Origin of the sequence: Pseudomonas sp. MWU16-30316 (assembly GCF_020515645.1) — a bacterium.
Taxonomy (GTDB): domain Bacteria; phylum Pseudomonadota; class Gammaproteobacteria; order Pseudomonadales; family Pseudomonadaceae; genus Aquipseudomonas; species Aquipseudomonas cerasi.
On sequence record NZ_JAIZAZ010000004.1, the window covers coordinates 181,115 to 207,960 of the forward strand.

Genomic DNA, 26,846 nt, shown 5'->3' on the forward strand with positions numbered 1-26,846 from the left:
TTTGACTGGAGCCCTGAATGACCCTCGAACGCGATGCCGCCTCTAATGTAGCCAAGGTCCTTTCCGAAGCGCTGCCTTACATTCGCCGCTTTGTCGGCAAGACGCTGGTTATCAAGTACGGCGGCAACGCCATGGAGAGCGAAGAGCTGAAAACCGGCTTTGCGCGCGACATCGTGTTGATGAAGGCGGTGGGCATCAACCCGGTGGTGGTTCACGGCGGCGGGCCGCAGATCGGTGATCTGCTCAAGCGTCTGTCCATCGAGAGCCACTTCATCGACGGCATGCGGGTTACCGATGCGCAAACCATGGATGTCGTGGAGATGGTACTGGGCGGCCAGGTCAACAAGGACATCGTCAACCTGATCAACCGTCACGGCGGCAGCGCGATCGGCCTGACCGGCAAGGACGCTGAGCTGATTCGTGCGAAGAAGCTCACCGTCACGCGCCAGACGCCGGAAATGACCAAGCCCGAAATCATCGACATCGGTCAGGTCGGTGAAGTGGTCGGGGTCAACACCGGGCTGCTCAACATGCTGGTCAAAGGGGATTTCATTCCGGTCATCGCGCCTATCGGCGTGGGCCCGGACGGCGAGTCGTACAACATCAACGCCGACCTGGTCGCAGGCAAGGTTGCCGAAGCCCTCAAGGCCGAGAAGCTGATTCTGCTGACCAACATCGCCGGCCTGATGAACAAGCAGGGCGAAGTCCTGACCGGCCTGACCACCGAGCAGGTCGACGGCCTGATCGCCGACGGCACCATCTACGGCGGCATGCTGCCGAAGATTCGTTGCGCGCTGGAAGCGGTTCAGGGCGGCGTCAACAGCTCGCACATCATCGACGGTCGAGTGCCCAACGCGGTCTTGCTGGAGATCTTCACCGACAGCGGTGTAGGCACTCAGATCACCAACCGCAAGCGGCACTGATTCAGACGCAACACCCAAAGGCCCCGTGAGCTAACCCTCACGGGGCCTTTTTGTTGGCTGATGATCGAGAACACTATTGTGTCCATGCTCCGCGCTCAACGTTATACACAAGTCTGCTCTTGATTCTCGCAGCAGGCCGTGGGAGCGAGCTTGCTCGCGAAGAGGCCAGTAGACCCCCTGAAAATGGGGCGTCTGAACCCTGCTATTCGTGAGCCATGCGGATCGCCGCCCGGTCACTCTCACGCACTTAGGTCAGAAGCCCGAAAGTCACGTTTCCCGGGCTCTTCAAGACTTATGTATAACGTTGAGTGCTCCGCGCGGGCACGCCGCTCTGGACGCTCTGCGTCCTGTCATTGAGTCAGGCGCTGGACGCGGGCGCGGTCGACGGCGAAGTCTGCTTCGGCCTTTACGCGTGCGGCCTGATACCCGGCGATGTCGGCTTGCAGTTTCTGCTGCTGATCGCGCAAATCGTTCAGTTGATCGACAAGTGCCTGCTGAACCGGTCGTCCTGCGCGCTCAAGGTCGGCGGCCTGGCCTTGCAGACTGCGCTGCTGCGCCGCCAGCCCCTGAATGTTGCCCTGGGCAACGCCAACCAGCGCGTCCAGCTCGGCGAGTTTGCGGGCCTTCATGCGATCCACTTCAGCGACGCTGCTGTACAGGCTCAGCAGTTGTGCATCGGCGGCGGCCTGGCGTTTGTCTGCCTCGGACTGGCGAATCTGCTCGGCCGTTGGCGCAGGCGGTACGACCTGAACCACCCGACCACGACTGTTGAGCACTTCATAGCCTTTGGCAACGTAGTCGGGCGGCACGCCTTGCGTGTCGATCACCGTCACCCCGCGGCTGTCGACGTAGCGATAAAGCCGTGGCTCAGGTGCGTCGGCCGCTTGGGCGAGCATGGGCGCAAGCATGACCACAGCCAGCAAGGCCCGAAAACCGCTCAGCGCGCCTGAAACCGATCGCCAAGACCTGCCGCCGACTGCCATAGGCACGTCCTCAGATTCCGAATTGCGCGCGATAGGCTTCGACAGCAGGCAGATGCTGCTTGAGTTGCGGATCGTCGGCCAGGAACTCGAGCACCTGATTCAGCGACACGATACTCACCACCGGAATCCCGAAGTCACGTTCGACTTCCTGAATTGCCGACAGCTCGCCATTGCCACGCTCCTGGCGATTGAGCGCGATCAGCACGCCCGCAGCTGTCGCGTCCTGGTCCTTGATGATCTGCATGACCTCACGGATCGCAGTGCCCGCAGTGATCACGTCGTCGATGATCAGCACGTTACCGGTCAGCGGGGAACCCACCAGACTGCCGCCTTCGCCGTGCGCCTTGGCTTCCTTGCGGTTGAAACACCACGGCAGATCACGGTCATGATGCTCGGCCAGCGCCACAGCAGTGGCCGATGCGAGCGGAATGCCCTTGTAGGCCGGACCGAAAAGAACGTCGAAGGCAATACCGCTTTCAACCACGGCTGCCGCGTAGAAACGCCCCAGCTGTGCCAGTGCGGAACCGGTGTTGAACAGCCCCGCATTGAAGAAGTAGGGGCTGGTGCGCCCGGACTTGAGAGTGAACTCACCGAAGCGCAGAACACCGCGATCGATGGCAAAACGAATGAAATCGCGTTGATACGCTTGCATGAAAAAAGCTCCGAATACCACGGATTTAGCTAATTAGGTAGAGCTCGGGTATCATACACGCACGTGATTTTTGGGGCCATTTATGCGGATCATCAGTGTGAACGTAAATGGCATTCAGGCTGCGGTCGAGCGTGGTTTGCTCAGCTGGCTGCAAGCTCAGAATGCCGACGTCATCTGCTTACAGGACACCCGCGCCTCCACCTTTGAACTGGACGATCCAGCCTTTCAGCTGGATGGTTACTTCCTCTATGCCTGCGAAGCCGAGGTTCCCGCTCAAGGTGGTGTGGCGCTGTATTCGCGGTTGCAGCCGAAGGCGGTAATCAGCGGCCTCGGCTTCGAGACAGCCGACCGCTACGGGCGCTACCTGCAAGCAGATTTCGACAAGGTCAGTATCGCTACCCTGCTCTTTCCGTCGGGGATGAATGGCGATGAAGACCTGAATCAGAAATTCAAGCTCATGGACGATTTCGGCAAGTACATGGACAAGCAGCGCCGCAAGCGTCGCGAATACATCTACTGCGGATCGCTCTATGTGGCGCAGCAGAAGCTCGATATCAAGAACTGGCGCGACAGCCAGCAGTCGCCGGGCTTTCTCGCGCCCGAGCGCGCCTGGATGGACGAGATCGTCGGCACCATGGGCTACGTCGATGCCCTGCGTGAAGTCAGCCGTGAAGGTGACCAGTACAGCTGGTGGCCGGACAACGAGCAGGCCGAGATGCTGAATCTGGGTTGGCGCTTCGATTATCAGATCCTGACCCCAGGCCTGCGCCGCTTCGTGCGCAGCGCCCGTCTGCCACGCCAGCCGCGCTTCTCGCAACACGCGCCGCTGATCGTGGATTACGACTGGACCCTGACTATCTGATAGCCAAGCGAACAGCGCACACGAAAAAGCCGACTTCAAGTCGGCTTTTTGCGTTGCCTGAAGTGATGCTACTTGATCAGGCGCAAGGTGAACGGATAGCGATAATCGACGCCGTCATTGGCTTTTATCCCGGCAATGATCGCAAGCACTGCGGCTCCGATCCCCACCAGCGTCAGTAACGCAAAGCCGATGATCAGCAGCACCAGCAACATGCTGACGGTGGCCGCAATGGCGACCGTGATCTGAAAGTTCAGCGCTTCCTTGCCTTGCGCGTCGATAAACGGATCGGCATCTTTCTTCAACTGCCAGATAATCAGCGGGCCCAGCAGATTGCCGAACGGAAACATCAGCCCGGCAAACGCCGACAAGTGACAGAACATCGCCCACTGGCGAGCGCTTTGCGGCGGTTTGCTGAACGGTTGCAAGCTGTCACTCATTATCGGACCCCTTCTGGCTATCAGTCGGCCAACGCGGCGCGCTGCAATTCAAACAGCTCGGTCATGCCTTTTTGCGCCAGCGCAAGCATCGCGTTCAGCTCTTCAGGCTGGAATGGCGCGCCTTCGGCAGTGCCCTGTACTTCAATGAAGCCGCCTGCACTGGTCATGACCACGTTCAGGTCGGTTTCGGCAGCCGAGTCTTCGAGGTAGTCCAGGTCGAGCACTGGCTCACCCTGATACATGCCGACCGAAACGGCCGCGATCATCTGCTTGAGCGGGTCGCCGCCTTTCAGGCCGCCGCGCTTCTTGATCACCTTCAGCGCATCCGCCAGAGCAACCATCGCGCCGGTAATAGAAGCCGTACGAGTGCCACCGTCAGCCTGAATGACATCGCAATCGACGTATAGGGTAACGTCGCCCAACTTGGACATGTCCAGCGCAGCGCGCAGCGAACGACCGATCAGGCGCTGGATTTCGAGTGTGCGACCACCCTGCTTGCCGCGGCTGGCTTCGCGCTGATTACGCTCGCCGGTAGCGCGTGGCAGCATGCCGTATTCGGCGGTCAGCCAACCCTGGCCCTGCCCTTTGAGAAAGCGTGGTACGCCGTTTTCGACGCTGACGGTGCAAATCACCTTGGTATCACCAAACTCGACCAGTACAGAACCCTCGGCGTGTTTGGTGTAGTTGCGGGTGATGCGGATCGAGCGGAGCTGATCGGCGGCGCGACCACTTGGACGTTTCATCTGGGATACCTGTACTGAGACGGAAAACTGCTGGGCATTATAGAGGTCACAGCTGCCGCTGGGCATCTCTAAAAGCCGCCAATGCCGATCCAGCGACAATTGAAGGCCCTGGACCAAGGCTTTCGACGCGCAGATGTCGGTTAAAACAACGCCTTGCGTCACTTGTCACACTGTCGGATTGGGAGCCTGCGCCGCACTGCGCTACAATCCTGCGCCTCTACAGCCAGCTGGCTTTCACGACGCCCATGACCGCCACTTCTGCGCGCTCATGAACCGAACCACGCTTTTGAAAGCGAACCAAGAGGTATTTCCCATGGTGCACAGTATGACTGCCTTTGCCCGAGTAGAGCGGGCCGGTGCCCAGGGCACACTGAGCTGGGAACTGCGCTCGGTCAACCACCGCTATCTTGAGCCGCACCTGCGCCTGCCGGAGTCGTTCCGCGATCTGGAAGGCGCGATTCGCGAAGCATTGCGTCAGGGCCTGTCGCGCGGCAAGGTCGAGTGCACACTGCGCTTTGTCGAGGAAACCGCCGGCAAGCCGCTGCAGGTGGATCTTGAACGCGCAGGCCAATTGATCGCCGCAGCCGAGTCGGTTGCCGGCTTGATCAAACAGCCTGCTGCATTGAACCCGCTCGAGGTGTTGGCATGGCCGGGCGTGCTGGTCGCCGATGCCAACGATCCGCAGGTGTTGAACACCGAGGCCCTGAAGCTGTTCAATGATGCGCTGACCGAATTGAAACGCGGCCGCGGGCGCGAAGGTGCAGACCTGGCGCGGCTGCTCGACGAGCGCTTGTCTTCCATCGTCGAAGAAGTCGCCACCTTGCGCACGCTGGTGCCACAGATGCTCGCAACCCAGCGTCAGAAGGTGCTGGATCGCTTTGCCGACATGAAAGCCGAACTCGACCCTCAGCGTCTGGAGCAGGAAATGGTCCTGCTGGCACAGAAAAGCGACGTCGCCGAAGAACTGGACCGCCTCAGCACACACGTCACCGAAGTGCGTCGCGTACTCAAGGCTGGCGGCCAGGCAGGACGCCGCCTTGATTTCCTGATGCAAGAGCTTAACCGCGAAGCGAATACACTGGGCTCCAAGGCCTTTGACCCACGCAGCACGCAGGCCGCCGTCAACCTTAAAGTGTTGATCGAGCAGATGCGTGAGCAAGTGCAGAATATTGAGTAAGGCTGAACCTGACATGACCCATATCACTGGCACCCTGTACATCATTTCCGCTCCGTCCGGTGCGGGCAAGACCAGTCTGGTCAAGGCGCTGATGGACGCTCAGCAAGAGCCTCAGCACGGCGCGCAGGCAAAGATTCGCGTCTCTGTCTCGCACACCACACGCGCCATGCGCCCCGGTGAAGTGGACGGCGTGAACTACAACTTCGTCGATCGTGCCACGTTCCTGAGCATGATCGAGCACGGCGACTTTCTCGAGCAGGCCGAGGTCTTCGGCAACCTGTACGGCACGTCGCAGAGCCACCTGCAGCAGACGCTGGACGAAGGCCACGACCTGATTCTGGAAATCGACTGGCAGGGTGCGCGTCAGGTTCGTGCGCAGATGCCCCAGGCCCGCTCCATCTTCATTTTGCCGCCGACTCAGCAGGCCTTGCGCCAGCGCCTGACCAATCGCGGCCAGGACAGCGACGAGATCATCGAAGCCCGGATGCGTGAAGCGGTCAGCGAAATGAGCCACTACAACGAGTATGAGTACGTCGTGGTCAATGATGACTTCGCCGGCGCACTGGAAGACCTCAAGGCGATTTTCCGCGCCAATCGCCTCACTCAACAGCATCAGCAAGAGCAATACAGCGAGCTTTTTCAGGAGTTGCTGGCTTGATCGAAACGTTTCCAGCCATCAGGCAACAGGTTAAAAGCATGCCGTTGGTGGCATGCCGCTTGATGACTGGTGCTGTCCGCTTGTAAACTACCGAGTCCGCTCGCCCATCCGGGCATCGCGCATCCGCATTTGCTACGAGGAATACCCATGGCCCGCGTAACCGTTGAAGACTGCCTAGAACACGTGGATAACCGCTTTGAGCTGGTCATGCTCTCTACCAAGCGTGCCCGTCAACTGGCAACCGGCGGCAAAGAACCAAAGCTGGCCTGGGAAAACGACAAGCCTACCGTTATGGCCCTGCGTGAAATCGCCGCTGGCGTAATGGATTACTCTGTAATCGCAGAAGCTGAAATCGTTGAAGATGAGCCATTGTTCGCAGCGTTCGAGGACGAGTCCAACGAGGCCGTCTAAGCCTATGCCAGGTCGACGTAGTACGGCGCAGGGTAAAAGCCATTGGCAAGGGGTAGCGCCTTGCCGAGCATAGACGCCCTCGCCGACAGACTGTCGGCCTACCTCGGCAAGGACCAGGTCAATCTGGTCCGCCGAGCGTATTTCTACGCCGAACAAGCCCACGATGGCCAACGCCGTCGCAGCGGTGAAGCCTACGTCACCCATCCCCTTGCGGTGGCGAACATTCTTGCCGACATGCACATGGACCATCAGAGCCTGATGGCTGCGATGCTGCATGACGTCATCGAAGACACCGGGATTGCCAAGGAAGCGCTCAGCGCCCAATTTGGCGAGACCGTCGCGGAACTGGTCGATGGGGTCAGCAAACTGACCCAGATGAATTTCGAGACCAAGGCCGAAGCCCAGGCGGAAAACTTCCAGAAAATGGCCATGGCCATGGCGCGCGACATTCGCGTCATTCTGGTCAAGCTCGCCGACCGCCTGCACAACATGCGCACGCTGGAAGTCCTGTCTGGCGAAAAGCGTCGGCGCATCGCCAAGGAAACCCTCGAAATCTATGCGCCCATCGCCAATCGGCTGGGCATGCACAGTGTGCGTATCGAATTCGAAGACCTGGGTTTCAAGGCGATGTACCCGATGCGCTCCTCGCGAATCAACCAGGCGGTCAAGCGCGCCAGGGGCAATCGCAAGGAACTGGTCAACAAGATCGAAGAGTCCCTGAGTCATTGTCTGGCCGTCGATGGCATCGAAGGCGACGTCAGTGGGCGGCAGAAACATTTGTATGGCATCTACAAGAAGATGCGCGGCAAGCGTCGCGCCTTCAACGAGATCATGGATGTCTACGCGTTCCGCATCATCGTCGACAAGGTCGACACCTGCTATCGCGTGCTTGGCGCTGTACATAATTTGTACAAGCCGCTGCCCGGCCGATTCAAGGATTACATCGCGATCCCCAAGGCCAACGGCTATCAGTCCCTGCACACGACGTTGTTCGGGATGCATGGCGTGCCTATCGAGATCCAGATTCGCACCCGCGAAATGGAAGAAATGGCCAACAACGGTATCGCGGCGCACTGGCTGTACAAGTCCAGTGACGATGAGCAGCCCAAGGGCACTCACGCTCGTGCCCGACAGTGGGTCAAGGGCGTACTGGAAATGCAGCAGCGCGCCGGCAACTCTCTGGAATTCATCGAAAGCGTCAAGATCGACCTGTTCCCGGACGAAGTCTACGTTTTCACCCCCAAAGGCCGGATCATGGAGCTGCCCAAAGGCTCTACGGCAGTGGATTTCGCCTACGCGGTACACACCGATGTCGGGAACAGCTGCATTGCCTGCCGGATCAACCGCCGCTTGGCACCGCTTTCCGAACCGCTGCAAAGCGGCTCGACGGTCGAGATTGTCAGCGCACCCGGCGCACGTCCGAATCCGGCCTGGCTGAACTTCGTCGTCACCGGCAAGGCGCGCACCCATATTCGTCACGCACTCAAGCTGCAACGCCGCTCCGAGTCGATCAATCTGGGCGAGCGACTGCTGAACAAGGTCCTCAACGGCTTTGAATGCAGCCTCGACAAGATCAGCCAGGAACGCATTCAACTGGTGCTCAACGAATACCGTGTCGAAGTGCTGGAAGACCTGCTCGAAGACATTGGCCTGGGTAACCGCATGGCTTATGTCGTTGCCCGCCGCCTGCTGGGCGAAGGCGATCAGTTGCCGAGCCCTGAAGGTCCGCTGGCGATTCGTGGCACCGAAGGCCTGGTGCTCAGCTACGCCAAGTGCTGCACACCGATCCCGGGCGACCCGATTGTCGGCCACCTGTCTGCAGGCAAGGGCATGGTTGTGCACCTGGACAACTGCCGCAACATCAGCGAAATCCGCCACAACCCGGAAAAATGCATCCAGTTATCCTGGGCCAAGGACGTGACTGGCGAATTCAACGTCGAGCTGCGTGTCGAACTTGAGCATCAGCGCGGCCTGATCGCGCTGCTGGCCAGCAGCGTCAACGCGGCGGACGGCAATATCGAAAAAATCAGCATGGACGAACGCGATGGTCGCATCAGCGTGGTCCAACTGGTGGTCAGCGTGCACGACCGCGTGCACCTGGCTCGTGTGATCAAGAAACTGCGCGCCCTGACCGGTGTCACACGCATCACCCGGATGCGCGCGTAGGCCATCCCACTATCAGGAGTTCTCATGACCAAGACTGTCATCACCAGCGATAAAGCCCCTGCGGCCATCGGCCCTTACTCACAGGCCATCAAAGCTGGCAATACCGTCTACATGTCTGGACAGATCCCGTTGGACCCGAGCACCATGGAACTGGTTGAAGGCATCGAAGCCCAGATCACTCAGGTTTTCGAAAACCTCAAGTCGGTTGCCGAAGCGGCGGGCGGATCGTTCAAGGACATCGTCAAATTGAACATCTTTCTGACCGACCTGGGCCACTTCGCCAAGGTCAACGAGCTCATGAGCACCTATTTCACTCAGCCTTACCCGGCCCGTGCGGCCATCGGCGTTGCGGCATTGCCGCGTGGCGCCCAGGTTGAAATGGACGCGATTCTCGTCATCGAATAAATCCCCGACGGAGCGTGCCTTGCGCTCCGTTCTCCCTGAAGGAAGGAATCCGTTATGCGCTCCGCGCTCGCCATCTCGCTGCTCGCCGTCATTATGGGCGGCTGCGCCAGCCACGCCGACCGCAATCCGGACGGCACCTGGATCAACCAGACCGCCATCGACGCCGCCGTCAAGCAAGGCAACTTGCGCCAGGCCCTGCTCGCCAATGGCCCCAACCTGGAGTGGAAAATCAACTCCAAGGCCAATCAGGCCATTTACTCCAATGGCTTCGAGCTCGGCGAAGGCAAGATCGTCAGCGCTGCCGAAGGCAAGCTGCATGTCGATTTCTACGGCAACTTCTTCGAAGACCTGAGCGTCAAGGGTGACGAACTGGTCCAGGCGGCCAGCGAGTCAGGCCCTGAACAGCACTTCCAGAAACCCGAAGATCCGGCTCCGGACGGCGCTCAGCCAGGCAGCAGCTTCGAGAAAGCGCTGTATGGCGCCTACATGGGCGGCAAATGGACGGTCGTAGAGGGCGATGGCCAGGGCGGCACCGTGCAATTCATGCCTGACGGCAGTGTGCAGGGGCTTCCGGAAAACGATCGTTACGCGCTCTGCCTGGCAGGCGATTGTGCAGCCATGAGCGGCGAATACGACAGCATGTGGCTGGAGAAAGCCGAGAAAGGCAACCCGTGGATTTTCGCCCGCAAAGGCAAGCAGCTGGAGATATTCCAGGCGGTGAACAACGCTGGCGCCGACCAGATGCCCGAGCTGCGTCCCGGCCCACGTCGCTGGTTGCTCGAACAGCAGTAAGCGATTCAGGTATCAGGAGCGCTCTTCACGGCGCTCCTGATCAACCACCGTTCTAGCCCAGCAACGCCGCATAGCCCGCCCGATAATCCGGGTACATCGGCGCCCATCCCAATGCTCGCGCCCTGGCATTACTGCAACGCTTGCTGCCCACGCGCTGCACGCTGACCTCCTCCGACCACTCGGTCACCCCCAGATACTCACGTATCCACGCCACCACATCGGCCAGCGCGGCCGGATCGTCGTCGACGCCCAGATAACAACTCTCCAGCGCAACGCCGCGTTGATCCGCCAGCAGCAGGTGCCCGACCAGACCGGCCGCATCGTCGGCATGAATGCGATTGGCGTAGACCGGCGGATCGATCCTCACGCTGTGCCCCTGACGAACGCGGTTCGACAGGTCACTGCGGCCTGGGCCGTAAATACCGGTCAATCTCACCGCCGTGGCCGGCAGTCCGCTGTTCAGCGCGACCTGCTCGGCTTCCAGCATCACCGTGCCGGTGTAGTTGCCGGGCTCGGTGGCGGAGGTTTCATCCACCCACTCACCATTCTGCTGACCATAAACACCGCTGCTTGAAACAAAGATCAAGCGCTTTGGCCGCTGCCCGGTCTGCTCGAGCCAGCTCAATACGTTACGCAGCCCCTCGACGTAAGCCATCCGGTAACCCGCTTCGTCACGCTGCGAGGGGGTCGCGCAATACACCACATAATCCAGTGCCGCAGCTGGCCAGTGCGCAGGTTTTGGCGTCTCGAACAGATCGCCCGCCACACCGTGAACACCGGCAGGAAGCTCGGAAACAGTGCGCCGCAGCCCATGCACGGTCCAGCCGTGAGGCAGCAGGCGGTTAGCGAGTCGCGAACCAATGTCGCCACAGCCGGCGATCAGAAGTGAGGGAGCAGTCATTCGGTATCTCCAGAAAAGGCAGTGTCAGTATCGTTAAAAACGCTCATCGACAGGCAAGCGTTCGGGCGAATATGTAAAAAAAGATACTGTATTACTTTTGTTAACAAGAACGATTTGCAATAATGGCGGCCCATTCGTTCCCCGTAAGCGCCGACAGCACCAAGCGACGCACTGGAACCATCCCCTTTTTCCTCTCAGGTCCGGCCAGCATGAAACGCATTCAATCAATCGCTTCGCCTACCCAGATGCCTCGCCTGCCTCGTGCATGGCGCGGTATCGCAGCCCTTGTCTTGAGCCTGATGTTCGTCCCCATGGCACTTGCGGATCAGTCGGCTCCGACCGCGGCCCCTGCGACCTCAAGCGCACCTGCGGCAACGGCACCTGCTGCACCTGACGCAGCAGCCCCGGTGCAGGCCATGGAGCCTGTCGCCGAAGACAACAGCCTGGGCATGGCGCATGACCTGTCGCCGTGGGGCATGTATCAGAATGCCGACGTCGTGGTCAAAGCGGTCATGATCGGTCTGGCCATTGCCTCGATCATTACGTGGACCATCTGGATCTCCAAGGGTTTCGAGCTGCTGGGTGCCAAGCGCCGGTTGCGCGGCGAAATCGTTAATCTGAAAAAAGCCCGCTCCCTGACTGAAGCGAGCGCCACCGCCAGCAAGGAAGGCACCCTCGCCCACCTGCTGGTGCATGACGCCCTCGAGGAGATGCGCCTTTCGGCCAACAGCCGTGAGCGTGAAGGGATCAAGGAGCGTGTCAGCTTCCGTCTCGAGCGCCTGGTCGCCGCCTGTGGCCGCAACATGAGCATGGGCACCGGCGTGCTGGCGACCATCGGTTCGACTGCGCCGTTCGTGGGCCTGTTCGGTACGGTATGGGGCATCATGAACAGCTTCATCGGCATCGCCAAGACCCAGACCACCAACCTCGCCGTGGTCGCCCCCGGCATCGCCGAAGCCCTTCTGGCCACTGCCCTGGGCCTGGTCGCTGCGATCCCTGCAGTGGTGATCTACAACGTCTTCGCCCGCTCCATCGCCGGTTACAAGGCTCAGGTGTCCGATGCCTCGGCACACGTTCTGCTGCTGGTCAGCCGCGATCTGGATCATCTGCCTGAGCCGTCCGAGCGCAATCAACAACAACCGCACATGGTCAAGGTGGGCTAACACGTGGGCCTGCATCTTAATGAAGGCGGCGACGATCTCGCCGAGAACCATGAAATCAACGTGACGCCGTTCATCGACGTCATGCTGGTGCTGTTGATCATCTTCATGGTGGCTGCGCCGCTGGCGACCGTAGACATCAAGGTTGATCTACCGGCGTCTACCGCCACACCGCAGCCCAGACCCGAGAAGCCGATCTTTCTCAGCGTGAAAACCGACAAGAGCCTGTACCTGGGCGAAGAGAAGGTTGCCCGCGAGCAGATCGGTCAGGTGCTGGACGCCCGCACCAAGGGCAAGAAAGACACCACGATCTTCTTCCAGGCCGACAAGGGCGTGGATTACGGCGATCTGATGGAGGTCATGAACACGCTTCGGGGTGCGGGTTACCTGAAGGTCGGTCTGGTAGGTCTCGAGACGGCTGGTAAGAAATGATCAGTACGCGCCAAAAACTGACGCGCTATAGCGGTAGTCTGTTGTTGGTGCTGGCCGTGCACGCCATCGCAATCATCATTGCCGTTCGCTGGCCCGCCTCTCAGGCGATCGAGCTGCCACCGGCAGCCATGATGGTCGAGCTTGCGCCTCTGCCAGAGCCCGCACCGCCGCCACCACCGAAGGTCGTTCAGCCACCCCCGCCGCCAGCACCGGAGGAGCCGACACCGGTGCCGGAAGTCGTGCAGGCACCGAAGCCGGAAATCGTGGTGCCCAAGAAGGTTGAGAAGCCCAAGCCCAAACCGCAGCCGCCAAAGCCGCAGAAGAAGCCTGAGCCGCCCAAGGAGAAGCCTGCTGACGAAAAGCCGGTCGATACACCGCCGACCACGGCGCAACCGGAAAAGCCGGCGGCTCCCAAGCCTGCTCCTGCACCTTCGCCACCCAGCAACGCATTGCCAAACTGGCAGGGCGATTTGCTCGGTCATCTGAGCAAGTACAAGAAGTACCCTGAGGATGCACGCCGTCGTGGCATGCAGGGTGTCGCTCGCTTGCGCTTTGTGGTGGACGCTGACGGCAACGTGCTTTCCTACTCGATTGCCAACAGTTCAGGCAGCCCTTCGCTGGATCGAGCGACCATGGAAATGATCCGTCGCGCTCAGCCTTTGCCCAAGCCGCCGAAGGAAATTCTCAACAACGGCACCATTGAAATCCTCGCACCGTTCGTTTATTCGCTGGATAAACGCTGAATTGTACTTTTGTTACCCATAAGTACTTCTGATAACGTGCGTCTATCGATCGCACCCGCTATGCTGGGGTCGCAACTTCATGGACGCACGTTATGACTCTTACAGAATTGCGCTACATCGTTACGCTCGCCCAGGAGCAGCACTTTGGCCATGCGGCGGAACGCTGCCATGTCAGCCAGCCAACGCTGTCGGTGGGTGTCAAAAAACTCGAAGACGAACTCGGCGTGCTCATTTTCGAGCGCAGCAAGAGCGCTGTGCGCCTGACACCGGTCGGTGAAGGCATCGTTGCGCAGGCGCAGAAAGTGCTGGAGCAGGCCCAGGGTATTCGCGAGCTGGCCCAGGCCGGCAAGAACCAGCTGACCGCCCCGCTGAAAGTCGGCGCGATCTACACCGTCGGTCCCTACCTGTTTCCTCACCTGATCCCGCAACTGCACCGGGTCGCCCCGCAGATGCCGTTGTACATCGAGGAAAACTTCACGCATGTGCTGCGCGACAAGCTGCGTAACGGTGAGCTGGATGCCGTCATCATTGCCTTGCCGTTCAACGAAGCCGACGTACTGACCCTGCCGCTTTACGACGAACCGTTCTCTGTCCTGATGCCGGCCGACCATCCCTGGACTCAGAAAGAGACCATCGATGCCTCGGCGCTCAACGACAAGAGCCTGCTATTGCTGGGCGAAGGTCACTGCTTCCGTGATCAGGTTCTGGAGGCCTGCCCGACGCTGGGCAAAGGCAACGAAGGTGCCAAGCACACGACAGTAGAGTCCAGCTCGCTGGAAACCATTCGACACATGGTCGCCTCCGGGCTGGGCATTTCGATCCTGCCGCTGTCGGCAGTCGACAGCCATCACTACGCGCCCGGCGTGATCGAAGTGCGCCCGCTGACGCCGCCCGTGCCTTTCCGCACGGTCGCCATCGCCTGGCGTGCAAGCTTCCCGAGACCCAAAGCCATCGAAATCCTCGCTGACTCTGCACGCCTGTGCTCGGTCGCACGTCCGAAAACAGTCGCTAGCTAGGCAGAACAGAAATGAGCGAGCTTTCCAGGGTCTCGGTCACGGCGCTCAAGGGTGTCGGCGAAGCGATGGCAGAAAAGCTGGCCAAGGTCGGGCTGGAAACCCTGCAGGACGTGCTGTTCCATCTGCCGCTGCGTTATCAGGACCGCACGCGCATCGTACCGATCGGTGCGTTGCGTCCTGGTCAGGATGCCGTCATCGAAGGCGTGGTCAGCGGTGCCGATGTGGTGATGGGCAAGCGTCGCAGTCTGCTGGTACGGCTGGGCGACGGCACCGGGGTCGTCAGCCTGCGCTTCTACCACTTCAGCAACGCCCAGAAAGAAAGCATGAAGCGTGGCACGCACCTGCGTTGCTTCGGCGAAGCGCGTCCCGGTGCTTCCGGACTGGAAATCTATCACCCGGAATATCGGGCGATTACCGGTGATGAGCCCGCGCCTGTCGAACAGACCCTCACGCCGATCTACCCGACGACCGAAGGCCTGACCCAACAGCGTCTGCGCCAGTTGTGCCAGCAGAGCCTGGCGATGCTCGGCCCCAAAAGTCTGCCGGACTGGCTGCCTGACGAGCTGGCCCGCGATTATCAGCTGGCGCCGCTGGACGATGCGATCCGTTACCTGCATCACCCACCCGCCGATGCCGACGTGGAGGAGCTCGCCCTCGGGCATCACTGGGCGCAGCACCGGCTGGCGTTCGAAGAACTGCTGACTCACCAGCTTTCCCAGCAGCGCCTGCGTGAAAGCCTGCGTTCACAGCGCGCACCGGCATTGCCCGTTGCGAAAAAGCTGCCGAAACAGTTTCTCGCCAACCTCGGCTTTGCCCCCACCGGCGCGCAGCAGCGTGTCGGCAAGGAAGTGGCCTATGACCTGAGTCAGCCCGAGCCGATGCTGCGGCTTATTCAGGGCGATGTGGGGTCGGGCAAGACCGTGGTCGCCGCGCTGGCAGCCTTGCAAGCACTGGAAGCAGGTTATCAAGTGGCGCTGATGGCGCCCACCGAGATTCTCGCCGAGCAGCACTACATCAACTTCCAGCGCTGGCTCGAGCCCTTGGGCGTGGGCGTGGCATGGCTGGCGGGCAAGCTCAAGGGCAAGGCGCGCGTCGCGTCTCTGGAGCAGATCGCCGGTGGCACACCCATGGTGGTCGGCACCCATGCGCTGTTTCAGGACGAAGTGCAGTTCAAGAACCTGGCGCTGGTGATCATCGACGAGCAACACCGGTTCGGCGTGCAGCAACGCCTGGCGCTGCGCAAAAAAGGGGTTGGCGGTCTGATGTGCCCGCATCAGCTGATCATGACTGCCACACCGATCCCGCGCACGCTGGCCATGAGCGCCTACGCCGATCTGGACACGTCGATCCTCGACGAACTGCCGCCGGGCCGGACGCCAGTCAATACCGTGCTGGTTGCCGATAGCCGCCGCCTGGAAGTCGTTGAGCGGGTGCGCGCCGCGTGCGCAGAAGGTCGCCAGGCCTATTGGGTGTGCACGCTGATCGAAGAATCCGAAGAGCTGACCTGCAAGGCCGCTGAAACCACGTACGAAGAATTGAGCAGTGCGTTGGGTGACGTGCGCGTCGGACTGATTCACGGGCGTATGAAGCCCGCAGAAAAAGCCGCGATCATGGCCGAGTTCAAGCAGGGTGCACTGCAATTGCTGGTAGCCACGACGGTCATCGAAGTCGGTGTCGACGTGCCGAACTCCAGCCTGATGATCATCGAGAACCCCGAGCGCCTCGGCTTGGCGCAACTGCACCAGCTACGCGGCCGCGTCGGGCGCGGCAGCGCGGTGAGTCATTGTGTGCTGCTCTACCATCCGCCGCTTTCACAGATCGGACGGCAACGACTGGGCATCATGCGCGAAACCAACGATGGTTTCGTCATCGCCGAAAAAGACCTCGAACTGCGTGGCCCCGGTGAGATGCTCGGCACCCGACAAACGGGCCTTCTGCAATTCAAGGTCGCCGACCTGATGCGTGACGCGGATCTGCTGCCGGCCGTACGCGACGCGGCTCAGGCCCTGTTGGAGCGCTGGCCCCAACATGTCAGCCCCCTGCTCGACAGATGGCTGCGTCATGGCCAGCAGTATGGCCAGGTGTGATGCAGGCTACGCTTTATAAACCGCGTGCGACCCAAATCGAATAACGTGGTTATACTTCAGAAAATGTAGGAATTTGGACATAGCTCATGACAGAAGTCGCCCACGTCAATGATCCGCACCATGCGCCGCCGGTAATCCGACAGCTGCTTGAAAAATTGGCTATCAGCTACAACGAAGTCGTGGACGAAAAGACCCTCCCTCCAGCGCGCAAGGTGCAGGCCGTGCTGGTCGAGGATGCTGTCGGTGCGTTGCTTATCCTGTTTCCGCAAAGCCAGTTGCTCGACCTCTCCCGCATCACCGAGCTGACCGGCCGCCAACTGACCGCTGTGCCGCATGATCGTTTGCAGCGCATGCTCACCAAGCACAACCTGCAAGTGCTGCCGGGGGTCCCGGCACTGACTAGCTCACCGTGCCTTTACGACAAACATCTGCTGGACGAGCCCATGCTGCTGGTGGGCTCGGGCGAGCCAGGCGTGCTGCTGGAAATCAGCAATGATGCGTTCAAAGTCATGGTGAACAAGGCCAGTGCGGCGAACTTCGGCGAGCCGCTGGCGAAGATTCACCCCAATCTTGATCGTCCTCACGACGATCCGGCAGAAATCACCCAGGCCATGCATGTCTTCACGGCGCGCCGCATCCAGCAGCGCCTGGAAGCGACTCTGGAGATTCCACCGCTGGCCGGCACTGCGCAGAAAATCATCAAACTGCGTGTCGACCCTGACGCAACCATCGATGACATCACCGGCGTCGTCGAAACCGATCCTGCGCTGGCCGCTCAGGTCGTCAGCTGGGCCGCTTCGCCGTATTACGCGTCGACCGGCAAGATTCGCTCTGTCGAAGACGCAATCGTCCGTGTACTGGGCTTCGATCTGGTGATCAATCTGGCGCTGGGCCTTGCATTGGGTAAAACCCTGAGCCTGCCCAAGGATCAGCCGCAACAGACCACGCCGTACTGGCAGCAATCCATTTACACCGCTGCCGTCATCGAAGGCCTGACCCGCGCCATTCCGCGCGCCAGCCGTCCGGAGGGTGGCCTGAGCTACCTCGCCGGTTTGCTGCACAACTTCGGTTACCTGCTGCTGGCGCACGTGTTTCCACCGCACTTCACCCTGATTTGCCGCCAACTGGAAGTGAACCCGCATTTGCACCATAGCTTTATCGAGCAGCACCTGCTGGGCATCAGCCGCGAGCAGATCGGGGCGTGGCTGATGCGCTACTGGGACATGCCGGATGAGCTCGCCATCGCGCTGCGCTTCCAGCACGACCCGCACTACAAGGGTGAGCATCACGTCTATGCCAACCTGGTCTATCTGGCGGTGCGCCTGCTGCGAGCCAACGGTATCGGCTCCGGTCCCGAACAGGATATCCCGGACGAACTGTTCGAACGCCTGGGCCTGACCCGCGACAAGGCCAACGAATCGGTGAAAAAGGTGCTCGAGGCCGAGGTGCTTCTGCGCGAACTGGCGTCACAGTTCAGCAAGTAACCTGCGGATGTAACGTACGAATAGTGCCGAAGGCTCCGGCCTTGGCACTCTCCCCTCGAACCTTAGAAAGGCTCGCCTTCAACCCCCGGCAGGTGCTCATCCAGGCGTAGCCATGGAAGCCGGTTGGTAACACAGCCCGCTGCAATGGCAGCCACCCGAGTGTATCTCGCTCATCCGTGCTTCTCCCGTTCATGCCCATAATCCCTGTGACAATAAAATTCCGGCAACTGCCGAATGAAAGCTCGGTGAAAGCTTGGCCAATTAGCATCAGCTCACTTCCGGCAAAAAGACCGGTTAGCCAGGAACGGACTCCAAGGTGTTTCAGGCCCAATTAACAACAATAATGGTGATTCCGATGCTTGCTGACTTCTCGCTCCACACTCTCCTTGCGCCCCCACTCCACGTACCGATCTGCTGAGCTGACTCGTTCATTTCACGTTCTGTAGCCGTATGACGTCTGGAGTATTCCCATGCTGACTTTCCTTGGCTTTGCCATGGTTATTGCGTTCATGTACCTGATCATGAGCAAGCGCCTGACTGCGCTGATCGCCCTGATCCTGGTTCCGATCATCTTCGCCCTGTTCGGTGGCTTCGCGTCGCAGATCGGTCCGATGATGCTGGCAGGTATCACCAAGCTGGCGCCGACCGGCGTGATGCTGATGTTCGCCATTCTGTACTTTGCGCTGATGATCGACTCAGGCCTGTTCGACCCGGCCGTGCGCAAGATCCTGAAAATGGTCAAGGGCGACCCGATGCGCATTTCGGTCGGCACCGCCGTGCTGGCGCTGGTGGTGTCCCTCGACGGTGACGGCGCGACCACCTACATGATCTGCGTTGCCGCCATGCTTCCGCTGTACAGCCGCGTGGGCATGAGCCCGCGCATCATGGCCGGCCTGATCATTCTGGCCGGCGGCGTGATGAACATGACCCCTTGGGGCGGCCCGACCGCTCGTGCGGCCAGCGCCCTGCACGTCGATGCCTCCGACATCTTTGTACCGATGATCCCGGCCATGCTGGCAGGTGTGATCGCGATCCTGGCGATTGCCTACTTCTACGGCAAACGCGAACGTGCCCGACTGGGTGAACTGCACCTGCAGGGTGATGAAGTCGACCACAGCGAAATCAGCGTCTCGCAATTCCCTGACGCGCGCCGTCCAAAGCTGATCTGGTTCAACGCCGCCCTGACCCTGGCACTGATGGTCGCCCTGATCATGGGCCTGCTGCCGCTGCCGGTCCTGTTCATGATCGCGTTCAGTATCGCGATGATCATCAACTACCCGAACCTGCAGGACCAGAAGGACCGCGTATCGGCCCACGCCGGTAGCGTACTGGCGGTGGTCGGCCTGATCTTCGCCGCGGGGATCTTCACCGGCATCCTGTCCGGCACCGGCATGGTCGACGCGATGTCGAAAAGCCTGCTGGCCGTGATCCCGGATGCGCTGGGCCCGTACCTCGCCGTGATCACCGCGCTGGTGAGCATGCCGTTCACCTTCTTCATGTCCAACGACGCGTTCTACTACGGCGTACTGCCAGTGCTGTCCGAAGCTGCTGCCCACTACGGCATCAGCCCGGTGGAAATGGCCCGCGCCTCGATCGTCGGTCAGCCGGTCCACCTGCTCAGCCCGCTGGTGCCTTCGACCTACCTGCTGGTGGCTCTGGCCGGTATCGAGTTCGGCGACCACCAGCGCTTCACCCTGAAATGGGCGATTCTGGTGTGCATGTGCATTCTGGTTGCCGCGCTGCTGATGGGGATCTTCCCGTTTTATAGCAGCATGTAAGCTTCTTTGGCTGACCCAAGGCTCGCCGTCGACTTGATCGTTGACGGCGAGTTTTTGCGTTTGGACGGTCAATTGGTTGAGGGCCGATACTGCAACGCCTCGGCCAGATGGCTGCGGTTGATCGCATCCACCTGCTCCAGGTCCGCCAAAGTCCGCGCCACCTTCAGCAATCGATGCGCCGAACGTAATGAGAGGGTCAGACGCTCGCACGCCGTCTCCAGCCAGCTTTCATCGACACTGGACAGTGCGCAGTAATCACGCAGCCCCGGCAGATCGAGAAACGCATTCGCACAGCCCTGACGAAGTTGCTGACGGTGCCTCGCCTCAGCGACCACAGCTGCGGCACTCGCGGTGTTTTCACTGGTGGTCGGGTCAGGGTTGAGGGCGGTGGCTTCGCGGGCGACGGTCAGGTGCAGGTCGATCCGGTCCAGCAGCGGGCCGGACAACTTGTTGCGATAGCGCTGCACCTGCTCAGTGGAACAGCGGCAGCGCCCGGTCGGCTCACCGAGATAGCCACAGGGACACGGGTTCATCGCCGCCACCAACTGGAACCTCGCCGGAAAGCGCACGCGATCCCGCGCCCGGGAGATCACGATATGCCCGGACTCCAGCGGCTCACGCAAAACCTCCAGCACGCGGCGATCGAACTCCGGCAGTTCATCAAGAAATAAAACGCCGTGATGCGCCAACGTGATCTCGCCAGGTTGCGGACGACTGCCACCGCCCACCAATGCCGGCCCGGACGCCGAGTGATGTGGCTGGCGAAACGGCCGCTGTGGCCAACTGGTCAGCGGCACTTGGCTGGCAACCGACTGAATCGCCGCCACCTCCAGCGCTTCGTGCTCGTCCAGCGGTGGCAACAAACCCGGCAGGCGACTGGCGAGCAGTGTCTTGCCGGTGCCAGGCGGCCCGCTGAACAGCAGGTTATGCGCCCCCGCCGCGGCGATTACCAGCGCACGCTTGGCCGCCGTCTGGCCCTGCACTTCGCTTAAATCCGGATACGGCTTGGGCTGATGCAGCAGGCCGCTGGACTGATACGGCGCAATCACCGTGCGCCCATTGAAATGCGCGACCAACTCCAGCAAGTGACTCACCGCAATCACCCGCAGCCCCGAGGCCAGACACGCTTCCTCGGCGTTCACCGCCGGAATGATCAGCGTCCGCTCCGCCGCACGTGCCGCCAGCGCAGCAGGCAGCACACCCTGAATCGGCCGAATCGCCCCCGATAACGCCAACTCGCCCAGACACTCGACATCCTGCAACGCAACCAACGGCACCTGCCCGCTGGCGGCCAGCAAACCCAGCGCAATCGCCAGATCGAACCGCCCGCCATCCTTGGGCAAATCAGCCGGCGCAAGGTTGAGCGTGATCCGCCGCGCCGGAAAATCCAGCCCGGAATTGAGAATGGCACTGCGCACCCGGTCCTTGCTCTCCTTGACCGCCCCCTCCGGCAACCCCACCAGCGTCAGGGCCGGCAGGCCATTGGCCAGATGCGCTTCAACAGTAACCGCCGGGGCTTCCACCCCGACCTGGGCACGACTATGGACGATAGCCAGCGACATAGATCATTCCTTGATATGAGCGATGGGCGGGTATCGTGCTTTATTTGTGGGGTGGGGGTGAGGGGGGAATGGATACAGGGTGTGAGTAGGGTTCGACAGGCACGACACTTAGTCGGCTAAAGGCTGCATGCAAAACATAGATGCGCAAATTTTTGCGCATCCGATGGCCGGGGCTTAACCAGCAAAGCTCTATATTCAAAGCGATGCAGCGAGCATGCGCGAGTCAGCGCACGTGTGCAGATACTTGCGCACTATTTCACGCTTTTCTTGCTCGATGTCTTTGCTTTAAATTCCTATCTATTTGTTTTTTATAGATAAGTAGACAGTCGGCACATATCTTGGAATGCACCTCTGCATACAGCGGGCGATATCGACCGTTTCTGCGCAGAGATTCCATGCATGACCGACAAATCCGGCACCCATACTCAACGACGTGCTGCAACGTTCGCCAAAACTCCCGCCACGGCCACCAGCCTGTGTCCCTTCCGGGGACCTGACGTCGCCATCGTGCCAGTGCGCTATGCGCTGGATCGCTCCCGCTACGATACCGCGCCCCAGAAGCTGAAACCGCTACTCAAGGGCAGCCGCTGGGCAGCGATGCCGAAACTGAAAACACGCAGCTATACCCTTCGCCAGCTGTATGACGGCTACGTGTATGTCTATGACGAGACTGCCGAAACGTTGCACGAGTACGCGGTGTCAGCCGCCACCGGCAACCTGAGCCGTATTGTCTGGACCGATACGCAGCTTGGCAGTGACCGGCGAAGCGGTGCCGACGATGGCAAACCCTTCCTGCTCTATCCGCGAAACAACCTGCTGCGCATCGCCTTTTCAGCGCAGCAGTGGACTTGGCGAATTTGCGAACACCTGCGCTCGAATCCGGCAAGCCGCGCTTCATGGATGAAAGCGCTGGATCTGAAACGCTACTGCATGACCATGGCCGAGCCGGATACCTCGCCGTTGAACCGCATTGCCGAAGCGGTGGCGGACATCGATAAGGAGCATGTGGTTGACGATGGCCGCTTTGCAGACTCGGCGATTCCTACATCCAAGGCCTCCAGCGAAGAAACCCAGCCGTTGTTTTCGCCAATCGGCGCTGACGTTTTCTGGCAGGGCAGCGTTGAAGACCAGCACAGCTCACTGCTCATCGCCCTTGATGACCCGCTGGCCATTTTCAATGATCTGGGCATGCAACTGGCCGCCGATCAGGCCGCTTACCGCAACTGGCAAGCCGAGCACGAACACAGGATCCAGATCGCCCAGACGGTCACCGCACTGTGCGGCGCTGAAAGTGAACCAGAGAAATTGCCGACATCGGTGCGCGACAATGCGGCGCTCACCCATCAGTACCTGGGCGAGCTCGAAGCTTACTTCGAGCAGTGCATCCTTGAGGAAGCGCAGATCAGCAGCAGTAACGTTCCCGGCGATTTTCTGCTGATGCCGGACATGTTCAAGAGCCTGGAAATGCGCAAATCGATTGAAATGCGTTACGGCAGCGCGCCCTCCGACGAGGCCCTGCAAGCCTGGAAAGATCGCCACAAATGGCGGCGCGAGGTCGATCTGAGCGGTGCGCGCCAATACCTTCAGCAGCACCTGCCAACCGGCGACACACTGCTGCAACAGGTGCGTGACACGCAAAGCGACTTTAGGCAATGGTCGACCCATCTGGGCACCGAACCGCTCAAGCTGTTTGTCGACACCACCCACCCTGAAAGCCTGCTTTATCTGCAAACGCTCATGCTTAACCTGCAGATCATTTACGCTCAGGACAACGCCGCCAGCGCCTGGCTCGCCGAGCAGGAGGCCAACGACAGCAGCCTGTTTGGCACCTTGCGCTATGGCTTCTCGCCGGCGCTCAAACACGCGCTGCATCAGGAGGCCAACGCGCTGCTGAACGGCCTTGGCGACGTCACCAACCTGGCCACCCGCATCGGCGAACTCAACGGCACGCTCAATCACCAGGGCTTTGCCGACAAGCCGTGGATGAAGGCGCTGAAACACCCCGCTCAGGACACCTTCAAAGCCCTGAGCCAACTGGCCAGCAGCGCAGGCAAGGCAACGTTCGAAAGTATCCTGCTGGCCTGGGTGCCCATCGACAGCCGCCTGGCGGTGGGCAAGCAGCAGAACATCGTCGCACTGATACGCACGCTGTTGATAGGCCAGATCCTGCTCGATTCGAAGGCGCGTATCGCGATCGATCACAAGATGCTCGCGAAGCTGAAAAACTGGATCAGTGAGTGGCAGGTGCTCAACAAACAGATCAGCGATACCCGTCGCAGTTGGCTCTACCCCACCGCTTACAACCCCCGCAAAAGCATCGCCAGCCAACTGCGCGCGCTTGAGCAAAAGCTTCGCCTGCACGAACTGAGCATGCCCGCCCTGCTCGACTTTCAGAACAACCAGTACGCCAGGCAGTTGCAGGATGAGATTCGCCTGCACTTCCAGTCCGGCAAAGCCATCGCCAAAAACTGGCTGAGCACCGCCAGGCGCTGGCTCGATGGACTGGGAGGGATTGCCGGCTCGATCACCTGGAGCGTGATCATGCTCAACTTCATCAACACCGCCTTCACTTATCGCGACCTTACTCGGGATGGAGACTTCAGTGCCAAGGACATCGGCAAGGTGACGTATGGGTTGGGGTATAGCTTTAACTTGTTGATGGCGGTGTTTGTTGAAGCGCCGTGGCGCGTGATCAAGGAGGCCACGCCGGTGCTGATTGATGGCAGGAATGTCGGGATTCTTGACAGGTCGGCAGGGTACTGGAAAGCAAGGGGTAATGTTGCGTGGGGTGAGGCGATAAGTGGGTTCCGGGTTTCGATGGTGGCGATAGGGGCGTTTGGAGTAGCGGCGGCTACGTTAGAAATTTTTGATATACAGGATGATCTCACCAAGCTCAAAACAAACGAAGAGCAAATAGCGACTCAGATAAAAATCGCGTCAGTAGGCGTGATGGGGTTAGGCAGCGCGGCTCAACTTATTAGCGGTTTTTACCCATCGAGTTCTCTCACTGCATTCGCAATGGGCTCATGGTTTAGTGTTGTGCTGATACTGACCGGCGCGGTATATCTGTTATCCACAATGGCCTTGAATTATTTTAAGCAAGACAGTATAGGGTGGTGGTTGCGAAAATGTTCCTGGTCAAATTCGATAGCCTATAAATACCCGACGAACGCAGAAGGCCAATTTGAAGAAAAACGCGCTCTATTCACGATACAGCTTAGCCCTCAAATTTATGTAAAGAGCACCACGCGCGACAAAGATCATTATTTCGGCCGAGACAGCCCATACAGCGCTCCAGCGCAAGACGGCGCTGGCGTGCAGATTCTTTTCCCTGGTGCTCTGCGCGGGCAGTCAGTGCATTTCAACGTAATCAGCAGCAAACGTCCATGGGGCGTGCTTCCAGTAGAAGAAATAAAATCCCCCATACACGAGCCATTTCTGGACAGAGGACAGTTCAAGAGTGTTGATCAGTTTAAAACGCTTGCTAATAAACCCTTAGGCAACGCACACGAGGACTTTACATTTCCGCTTATGCCTCCTGCCGGTGAAGACGTGGTCTGGGAAACCTGGGTACCCCTTGAGGAAGGAGCAACGTATCTGGAGCTGCAAATATGGTACTCCGATGAACTGATAAATCCGGGCCCTGAGGATATCGGCTACCTATTTCAAGTCAAACTAAACAGCGAGGGCGAGACTAAAATGGATGGGCTTAGCACCACAGATCTGGAAGTAAAAGCGGCAAGTCGACTGGGCTCACTGACCCTTGAAATTGCGGAATGAAAAAATGATCGAAAAAAACTACTCAGCCGGGCATGCAAAAAAAAGCACAAAAATAGACGACGAGCAGAAGACCAACAAAGATGATAACCCGCATCTTACAGACATAGATCTATTAACATGGTCAATAAAAACCATCTCAAGATCACCAAAAGAAACATTAGTCGCTGAACTTGGCGTGATTTTCGTATGCGCCATCATGCTGAGTTTTATTTTATGGGCAGGCGGGGACTATTATTTACAAAATCCAGTGCATTCGATCTACCAAATAGTTGCGTTAACCGGCGCCGCCATCTACATCATAGCGTTAGGCGTCCGCCAAAAAACCATCTACAACTACACCATCAAAACCGACAGAGCCCACCTCGAGTACTACCTCCACTACCCCGACTTTGCCTCTTCCTTTTTCAAAGGCATCGCCATCACCGTGATCATGCTGTTCGTATTCGTAGCCATACTCACCGGCTCGCTGCTGTTCCTGATCGGCCCCGTGGCCATTTCCTTTATCGCAGCCATCAAGCTGCTCAACTGGGAAAACCCCGTCCACCATGAACAAAGCCTGCCATGGGCCGAGTACAACTTCGTCACCGTCGACCGAAAGCGCCTCATGATCATCACCCACCGCACCGACGTTACACTTGGCTTCGAGGCCCGCTTCCAGCACGAGGTACTGTTCAATAAATACCTCACGTTTCTCCGAGCCGCGCTCCCCCCAACGGCCGACTTCACTGAAAGGGCCTGGAAGTGGTAGCCCTTACCTGTATCAATAAGCACTCCCCGTAGGCCGCACCACAATCTCGCTCACATCCACCCCGTCCGGCTGCTCGACCGCATAAACAAGCGCCCGTGCAATGGCGTCGGGCTCCAGCGCAACCTTTCGAAATGCTTTCATCGCCTCCCGCGCTGTCTCATCTGAAATCGAGTCGGCCAGTTCTGATTCGACCACTCCGGGGCAGACTACGGTGACGCGGATTTTGTCGGTTTCCTGCCGAAGGCCGTCGGAGATGGCGCGAACAGCGAATTTGGTGGCGCAGTAAACTGCGGCGGTCGGGGAAACGGCGAGGCCGCCGATGGACGAGATGTTGATGATCTGGCCGTGCCCTTGCGCTTGCATGCTCGGCAGCACGGCGGCGATGCCGTGCAGTACGCCGCGCACGTTGACGTCGAGCATCAGGTTCCACTCTGCGATGTTCAGCGCGGCGAGCGGCGACAGGGGCATGACGCCGGCGTTGTTGATGATCACGTCGATCTTGCCGAACGCGTGTGTGGCGAAGTCGGCAAAGGCTTGCATGTCGAGCACATCGGTAACGTCCAGCGCGCGGAAGCGTGCCGAGCCGCCCTGCACCTCGATGTCTGCCGCCAGCGTCTGCAGACGCTCGATGCGCCGAGCGCCCAGCACCACGTGTGCGCCCTTGGCGGCGATGAGTCGGGCGGCAGCTTCGCCAATGCCGCTGCTGGCACCTGTGATCAGTACAACCTTGCCTTGAATGTTCGACATGACTGGCTTTCCTCATGAGTCATCGTTGGCTCAGTTTCAGCACGCGGCTCAAACTGATTGCGATGGCCATGCTACGAGTCGCTCATCACTGCGCGCATGCCGATACCTGCGCGACACTTGCCTATTCCTGTCTGTGGGTCTGCCTTACGCTGAATCGCCGCGCAATGGCCGCTATGATGGCGTTCGATGCAAAGGAAAG

The 26,846-nt window shown here is 59.7% G+C and carries 24 protein-coding genes; 17 read left to right on the forward strand and 7 right to left on the reverse strand.

What is annotated here, in order from left to right:
* Nucleotides 1-17 precede the first annotated feature (17 nt).
* A complete protein-coding gene (gene argB, locus LCH65_RS15515) occupies nt 18-923 on the forward strand; it encodes an acetylglutamate kinase (protein WP_002551508.1) in 906 nt (301 codons plus the stop codon).
* A gap of 350 nt (nt 924-1,273) precedes the next feature.
* On the opposite strand, the gene LCH65_RS15520 is transcribed toward argB, so the two are convergent.
* Nucleotides 1,274-1,906, reverse strand: a complete 633-nt coding sequence (locus LCH65_RS15520) for a hypothetical protein (RefSeq protein ID WP_003367476.1) — start codon at nt 1,904-1,906, stop codon at nt 1,274-1,276.
* 10 nt (nt 1,907-1,916) lie between these two features.
* Nucleotides 1,917-2,558: an orotate phosphoribosyltransferase gene (gene pyrE, locus LCH65_RS15525; RefSeq protein WP_002551506.1), complete on the reverse strand. Its 642-nt coding sequence runs from the start codon at nt 2,556-2,558 to the stop codon at nt 1,917-1,919.
* A gap of 82 nt (nt 2,559-2,640) precedes the next feature.
* On the opposite strand from pyrE, the gene LCH65_RS15530 reads away from it, so the two are divergent.
* Nucleotides 2,641-3,420 carry an exodeoxyribonuclease III gene (locus LCH65_RS15530; RefSeq protein WP_002551505.1) on the forward strand — a complete coding sequence of 260 codons (780 nt, stop codon included), beginning with the start codon at nt 2,641-2,643 and terminating at the stop codon, nt 3,418-3,420.
* Between the two features lie 68 nt (nt 3,421-3,488).
* Here the strand turns inward: LCH65_RS15530 and LCH65_RS15535 are convergent, their stop codons facing one another.
* Together LCH65_RS15535 and rph are read right to left on the reverse strand one after the other, a co-directional pair.
* Entirely contained in the window at nt 3,489-3,857 is a 369-nt protein-coding gene (locus LCH65_RS15535) for a DUF4870 domain-containing protein (protein ID WP_003367477.1), read from the reverse strand.
* Between the two features lie 20 nt (nt 3,858-3,877).
* On the reverse strand, nt 3,878-4,600 hold the full coding sequence (gene rph / locus LCH65_RS15540; protein ID WP_003313989.1) for a ribonuclease PH: 723 nt from the start codon (nt 4,598-4,600) through the stop codon (nt 3,878-3,880).
* A gap of 313 nt (nt 4,601-4,913) precedes the next feature.
* Here rph and LCH65_RS15545 point away from each other — a divergent pair, with 313 nt between their 5' ends.
* The 6 genes from LCH65_RS15545 to LCH65_RS15570 all read left to right on the forward strand — a co-directional run bounded on the left by LCH65_RS15545 (nt 4,914) and on the right by LCH65_RS15570 (nt 10,209).
* The gene (locus LCH65_RS15545) at nt 4,914-5,777 is read left to right on the forward strand and encodes a YicC/YloC family endoribonuclease (RefSeq protein ID WP_003432173.1); all 864 of its coding nucleotides are present in this window, start codon (nt 4,914-4,916) and stop codon (nt 5,775-5,777) included.
* A gap of 13 nt (nt 5,778-5,790) precedes the next feature.
* Nucleotides 5,791-6,435, forward strand: a complete 645-nt coding sequence (gmk, locus tag LCH65_RS15550; RefSeq protein ID WP_003344442.1) for a guanylate kinase — start codon at nt 5,791-5,793, stop codon at nt 6,433-6,435.
* A gap of 147 nt (nt 6,436-6,582) precedes the next feature.
* Nucleotides 6,583-6,846 (forward strand): DNA-directed RNA polymerase subunit omega, encoded by a 264-nt coding sequence (rpoZ, locus tag LCH65_RS15555; protein WP_003320174.1) that lies wholly within the window; start codon nt 6,583-6,585, stop codon nt 6,844-6,846.
* A gap of 60 nt (nt 6,847-6,906) precedes the next feature.
* The gene (gene spoT, locus LCH65_RS15560; protein ID WP_003367484.1) at nt 6,907-9,012 is read left to right on the forward strand and encodes a bifunctional GTP diphosphokinase/guanosine-3',5'-bis pyrophosphate 3'-pyrophosphohydrolase; all 2,106 of its coding nucleotides are present in this window, start codon (nt 6,907-6,909) and stop codon (nt 9,010-9,012) included.
* Nucleotides 9,013-9,036: 24 nt separating this feature from the next.
* The gene (locus LCH65_RS15565; protein WP_003367486.1) at nt 9,037-9,417 is read left to right on the forward strand and encodes a RidA family protein; all 381 of its coding nucleotides are present in this window, start codon (nt 9,037-9,039) and stop codon (nt 9,415-9,417) included.
* A gap of 54 nt (nt 9,418-9,471) precedes the next feature.
* The gene (locus LCH65_RS15570; RefSeq protein WP_054081211.1) at nt 9,472-10,209 is read left to right on the forward strand and encodes a hypothetical protein; all 738 of its coding nucleotides are present in this window, start codon (nt 9,472-9,474) and stop codon (nt 10,207-10,209) included.
* A 52-nt stretch (nt 10,210-10,261) separates the two neighbouring features.
* Here LCH65_RS15570 and LCH65_RS15575 read toward each other — a convergent pair whose 3' ends face one another.
* A complete protein-coding gene (locus LCH65_RS15575) occupies nt 10,262-11,110 on the reverse strand; it encodes an SDR family oxidoreductase (RefSeq protein WP_226439596.1) in 849 nt (282 codons plus the stop codon).
* A 209-nt stretch (nt 11,111-11,319) separates the two neighbouring features.
* Here LCH65_RS15575 and exbB point away from each other — a divergent pair, with 209 nt between their 5' ends.
* From exbB to LCH65_RS15610, 7 genes are all read left to right on the forward strand, one after another.
* A complete protein-coding gene (gene exbB, locus LCH65_RS15580; RefSeq protein ID WP_003367491.1) occupies nt 11,320-12,273 on the forward strand; it encodes a tonB-system energizer ExbB in 954 nt (317 codons plus the stop codon).
* A gap of 3 nt (nt 12,274-12,276) precedes the next feature.
* Complete coding sequence (exbD, locus tag LCH65_RS15585; protein WP_002551495.1) at nt 12,277-12,702, forward strand: TonB system transport protein ExbD; 426 nt, start codon at nt 12,277-12,279, stop codon at nt 12,700-12,702.
* On the forward strand, nt 12,699-13,445 hold the full coding sequence (locus LCH65_RS15590; protein WP_226439597.1) for an energy transducer TonB: 747 nt from the start codon (nt 12,699-12,701) through the stop codon (nt 13,443-13,445). Before exbD ends, LCH65_RS15590 begins: the two co-directional genes overlap by 4 nt.
* 92 nt (nt 13,446-13,537) lie before the next feature.
* Nucleotides 13,538-14,461 carry a hydrogen peroxide-inducible genes activator gene (locus LCH65_RS15595; protein WP_002551493.1) on the forward strand — a complete coding sequence of 308 codons (924 nt, stop codon included), beginning with the start codon at nt 13,538-13,540 and terminating at the stop codon, nt 14,459-14,461.
* 11 nt (nt 14,462-14,472) lie between these two features.
* Nucleotides 14,473-16,548, forward strand: a complete 2,076-nt coding sequence (recG, locus tag LCH65_RS15600; RefSeq protein WP_003367498.1) for an ATP-dependent DNA helicase RecG — start codon at nt 14,473-14,475, stop codon at nt 16,546-16,548.
* Between the two features lie 86 nt (nt 16,549-16,634).
* Nucleotides 16,635-18,032 (forward strand): aminoacyl-tRNA deacylase and HDOD domain-containing protein, encoded by a 1,398-nt coding sequence (locus tag LCH65_RS15605; protein WP_003432160.1) that lies wholly within the window; start codon nt 16,635-16,637, stop codon nt 18,030-18,032.
* 470 nt (nt 18,033-18,502) lie between these two features.
* Complete coding sequence (locus tag LCH65_RS15610; protein WP_103736006.1) at nt 18,503-19,810, forward strand: CitMHS family transporter; 1,308 nt, start codon at nt 18,503-18,505, stop codon at nt 19,808-19,810.
* A 68-nt stretch (nt 19,811-19,878) separates the two neighbouring features.
* Here the strand turns inward: LCH65_RS15610 and LCH65_RS15615 are convergent, their stop codons facing one another.
* Nucleotides 19,879-21,372, reverse strand: coding sequence for a YifB family Mg chelatase-like AAA ATPase (locus tag LCH65_RS15615; protein WP_024662658.1), 1,494 nt, complete (start codon nt 21,370-21,372; stop codon nt 19,879-19,881).
* A 399-nt stretch (nt 21,373-21,771) separates the two neighbouring features.
* Between LCH65_RS15615 and LCH65_RS15620 the strand changes: the two genes are divergently transcribed.
* Together LCH65_RS15620 and LCH65_RS15625 are read left to right on the forward strand one after the other, a co-directional pair.
* Nucleotides 21,772-25,152: a toxin VasX gene (locus LCH65_RS15620; protein ID WP_226439598.1), complete on the forward strand. Its 3,381-nt coding sequence runs from the start codon at nt 21,772-21,774 to the stop codon at nt 25,150-25,152.
* A gap of 4 nt (nt 25,153-25,156) precedes the next feature.
* On the forward strand, nt 25,157-25,900 hold the full coding sequence (locus tag LCH65_RS15625; RefSeq protein ID WP_003434974.1) for a hypothetical protein: 744 nt from the start codon (nt 25,157-25,159) through the stop codon (nt 25,898-25,900).
* 12 nt (nt 25,901-25,912) lie between these two features.
* Here the strand turns inward: LCH65_RS15625 and LCH65_RS15630 are convergent, their stop codons facing one another.
* Nucleotides 25,913-26,647 (reverse strand): SDR family oxidoreductase, encoded by a 735-nt coding sequence (locus tag LCH65_RS15630; protein ID WP_226439599.1) that lies wholly within the window; start codon nt 26,645-26,647, stop codon nt 25,913-25,915.
* Between the last annotated feature and the right edge of the window lie 199 nt (nt 26,648-26,846).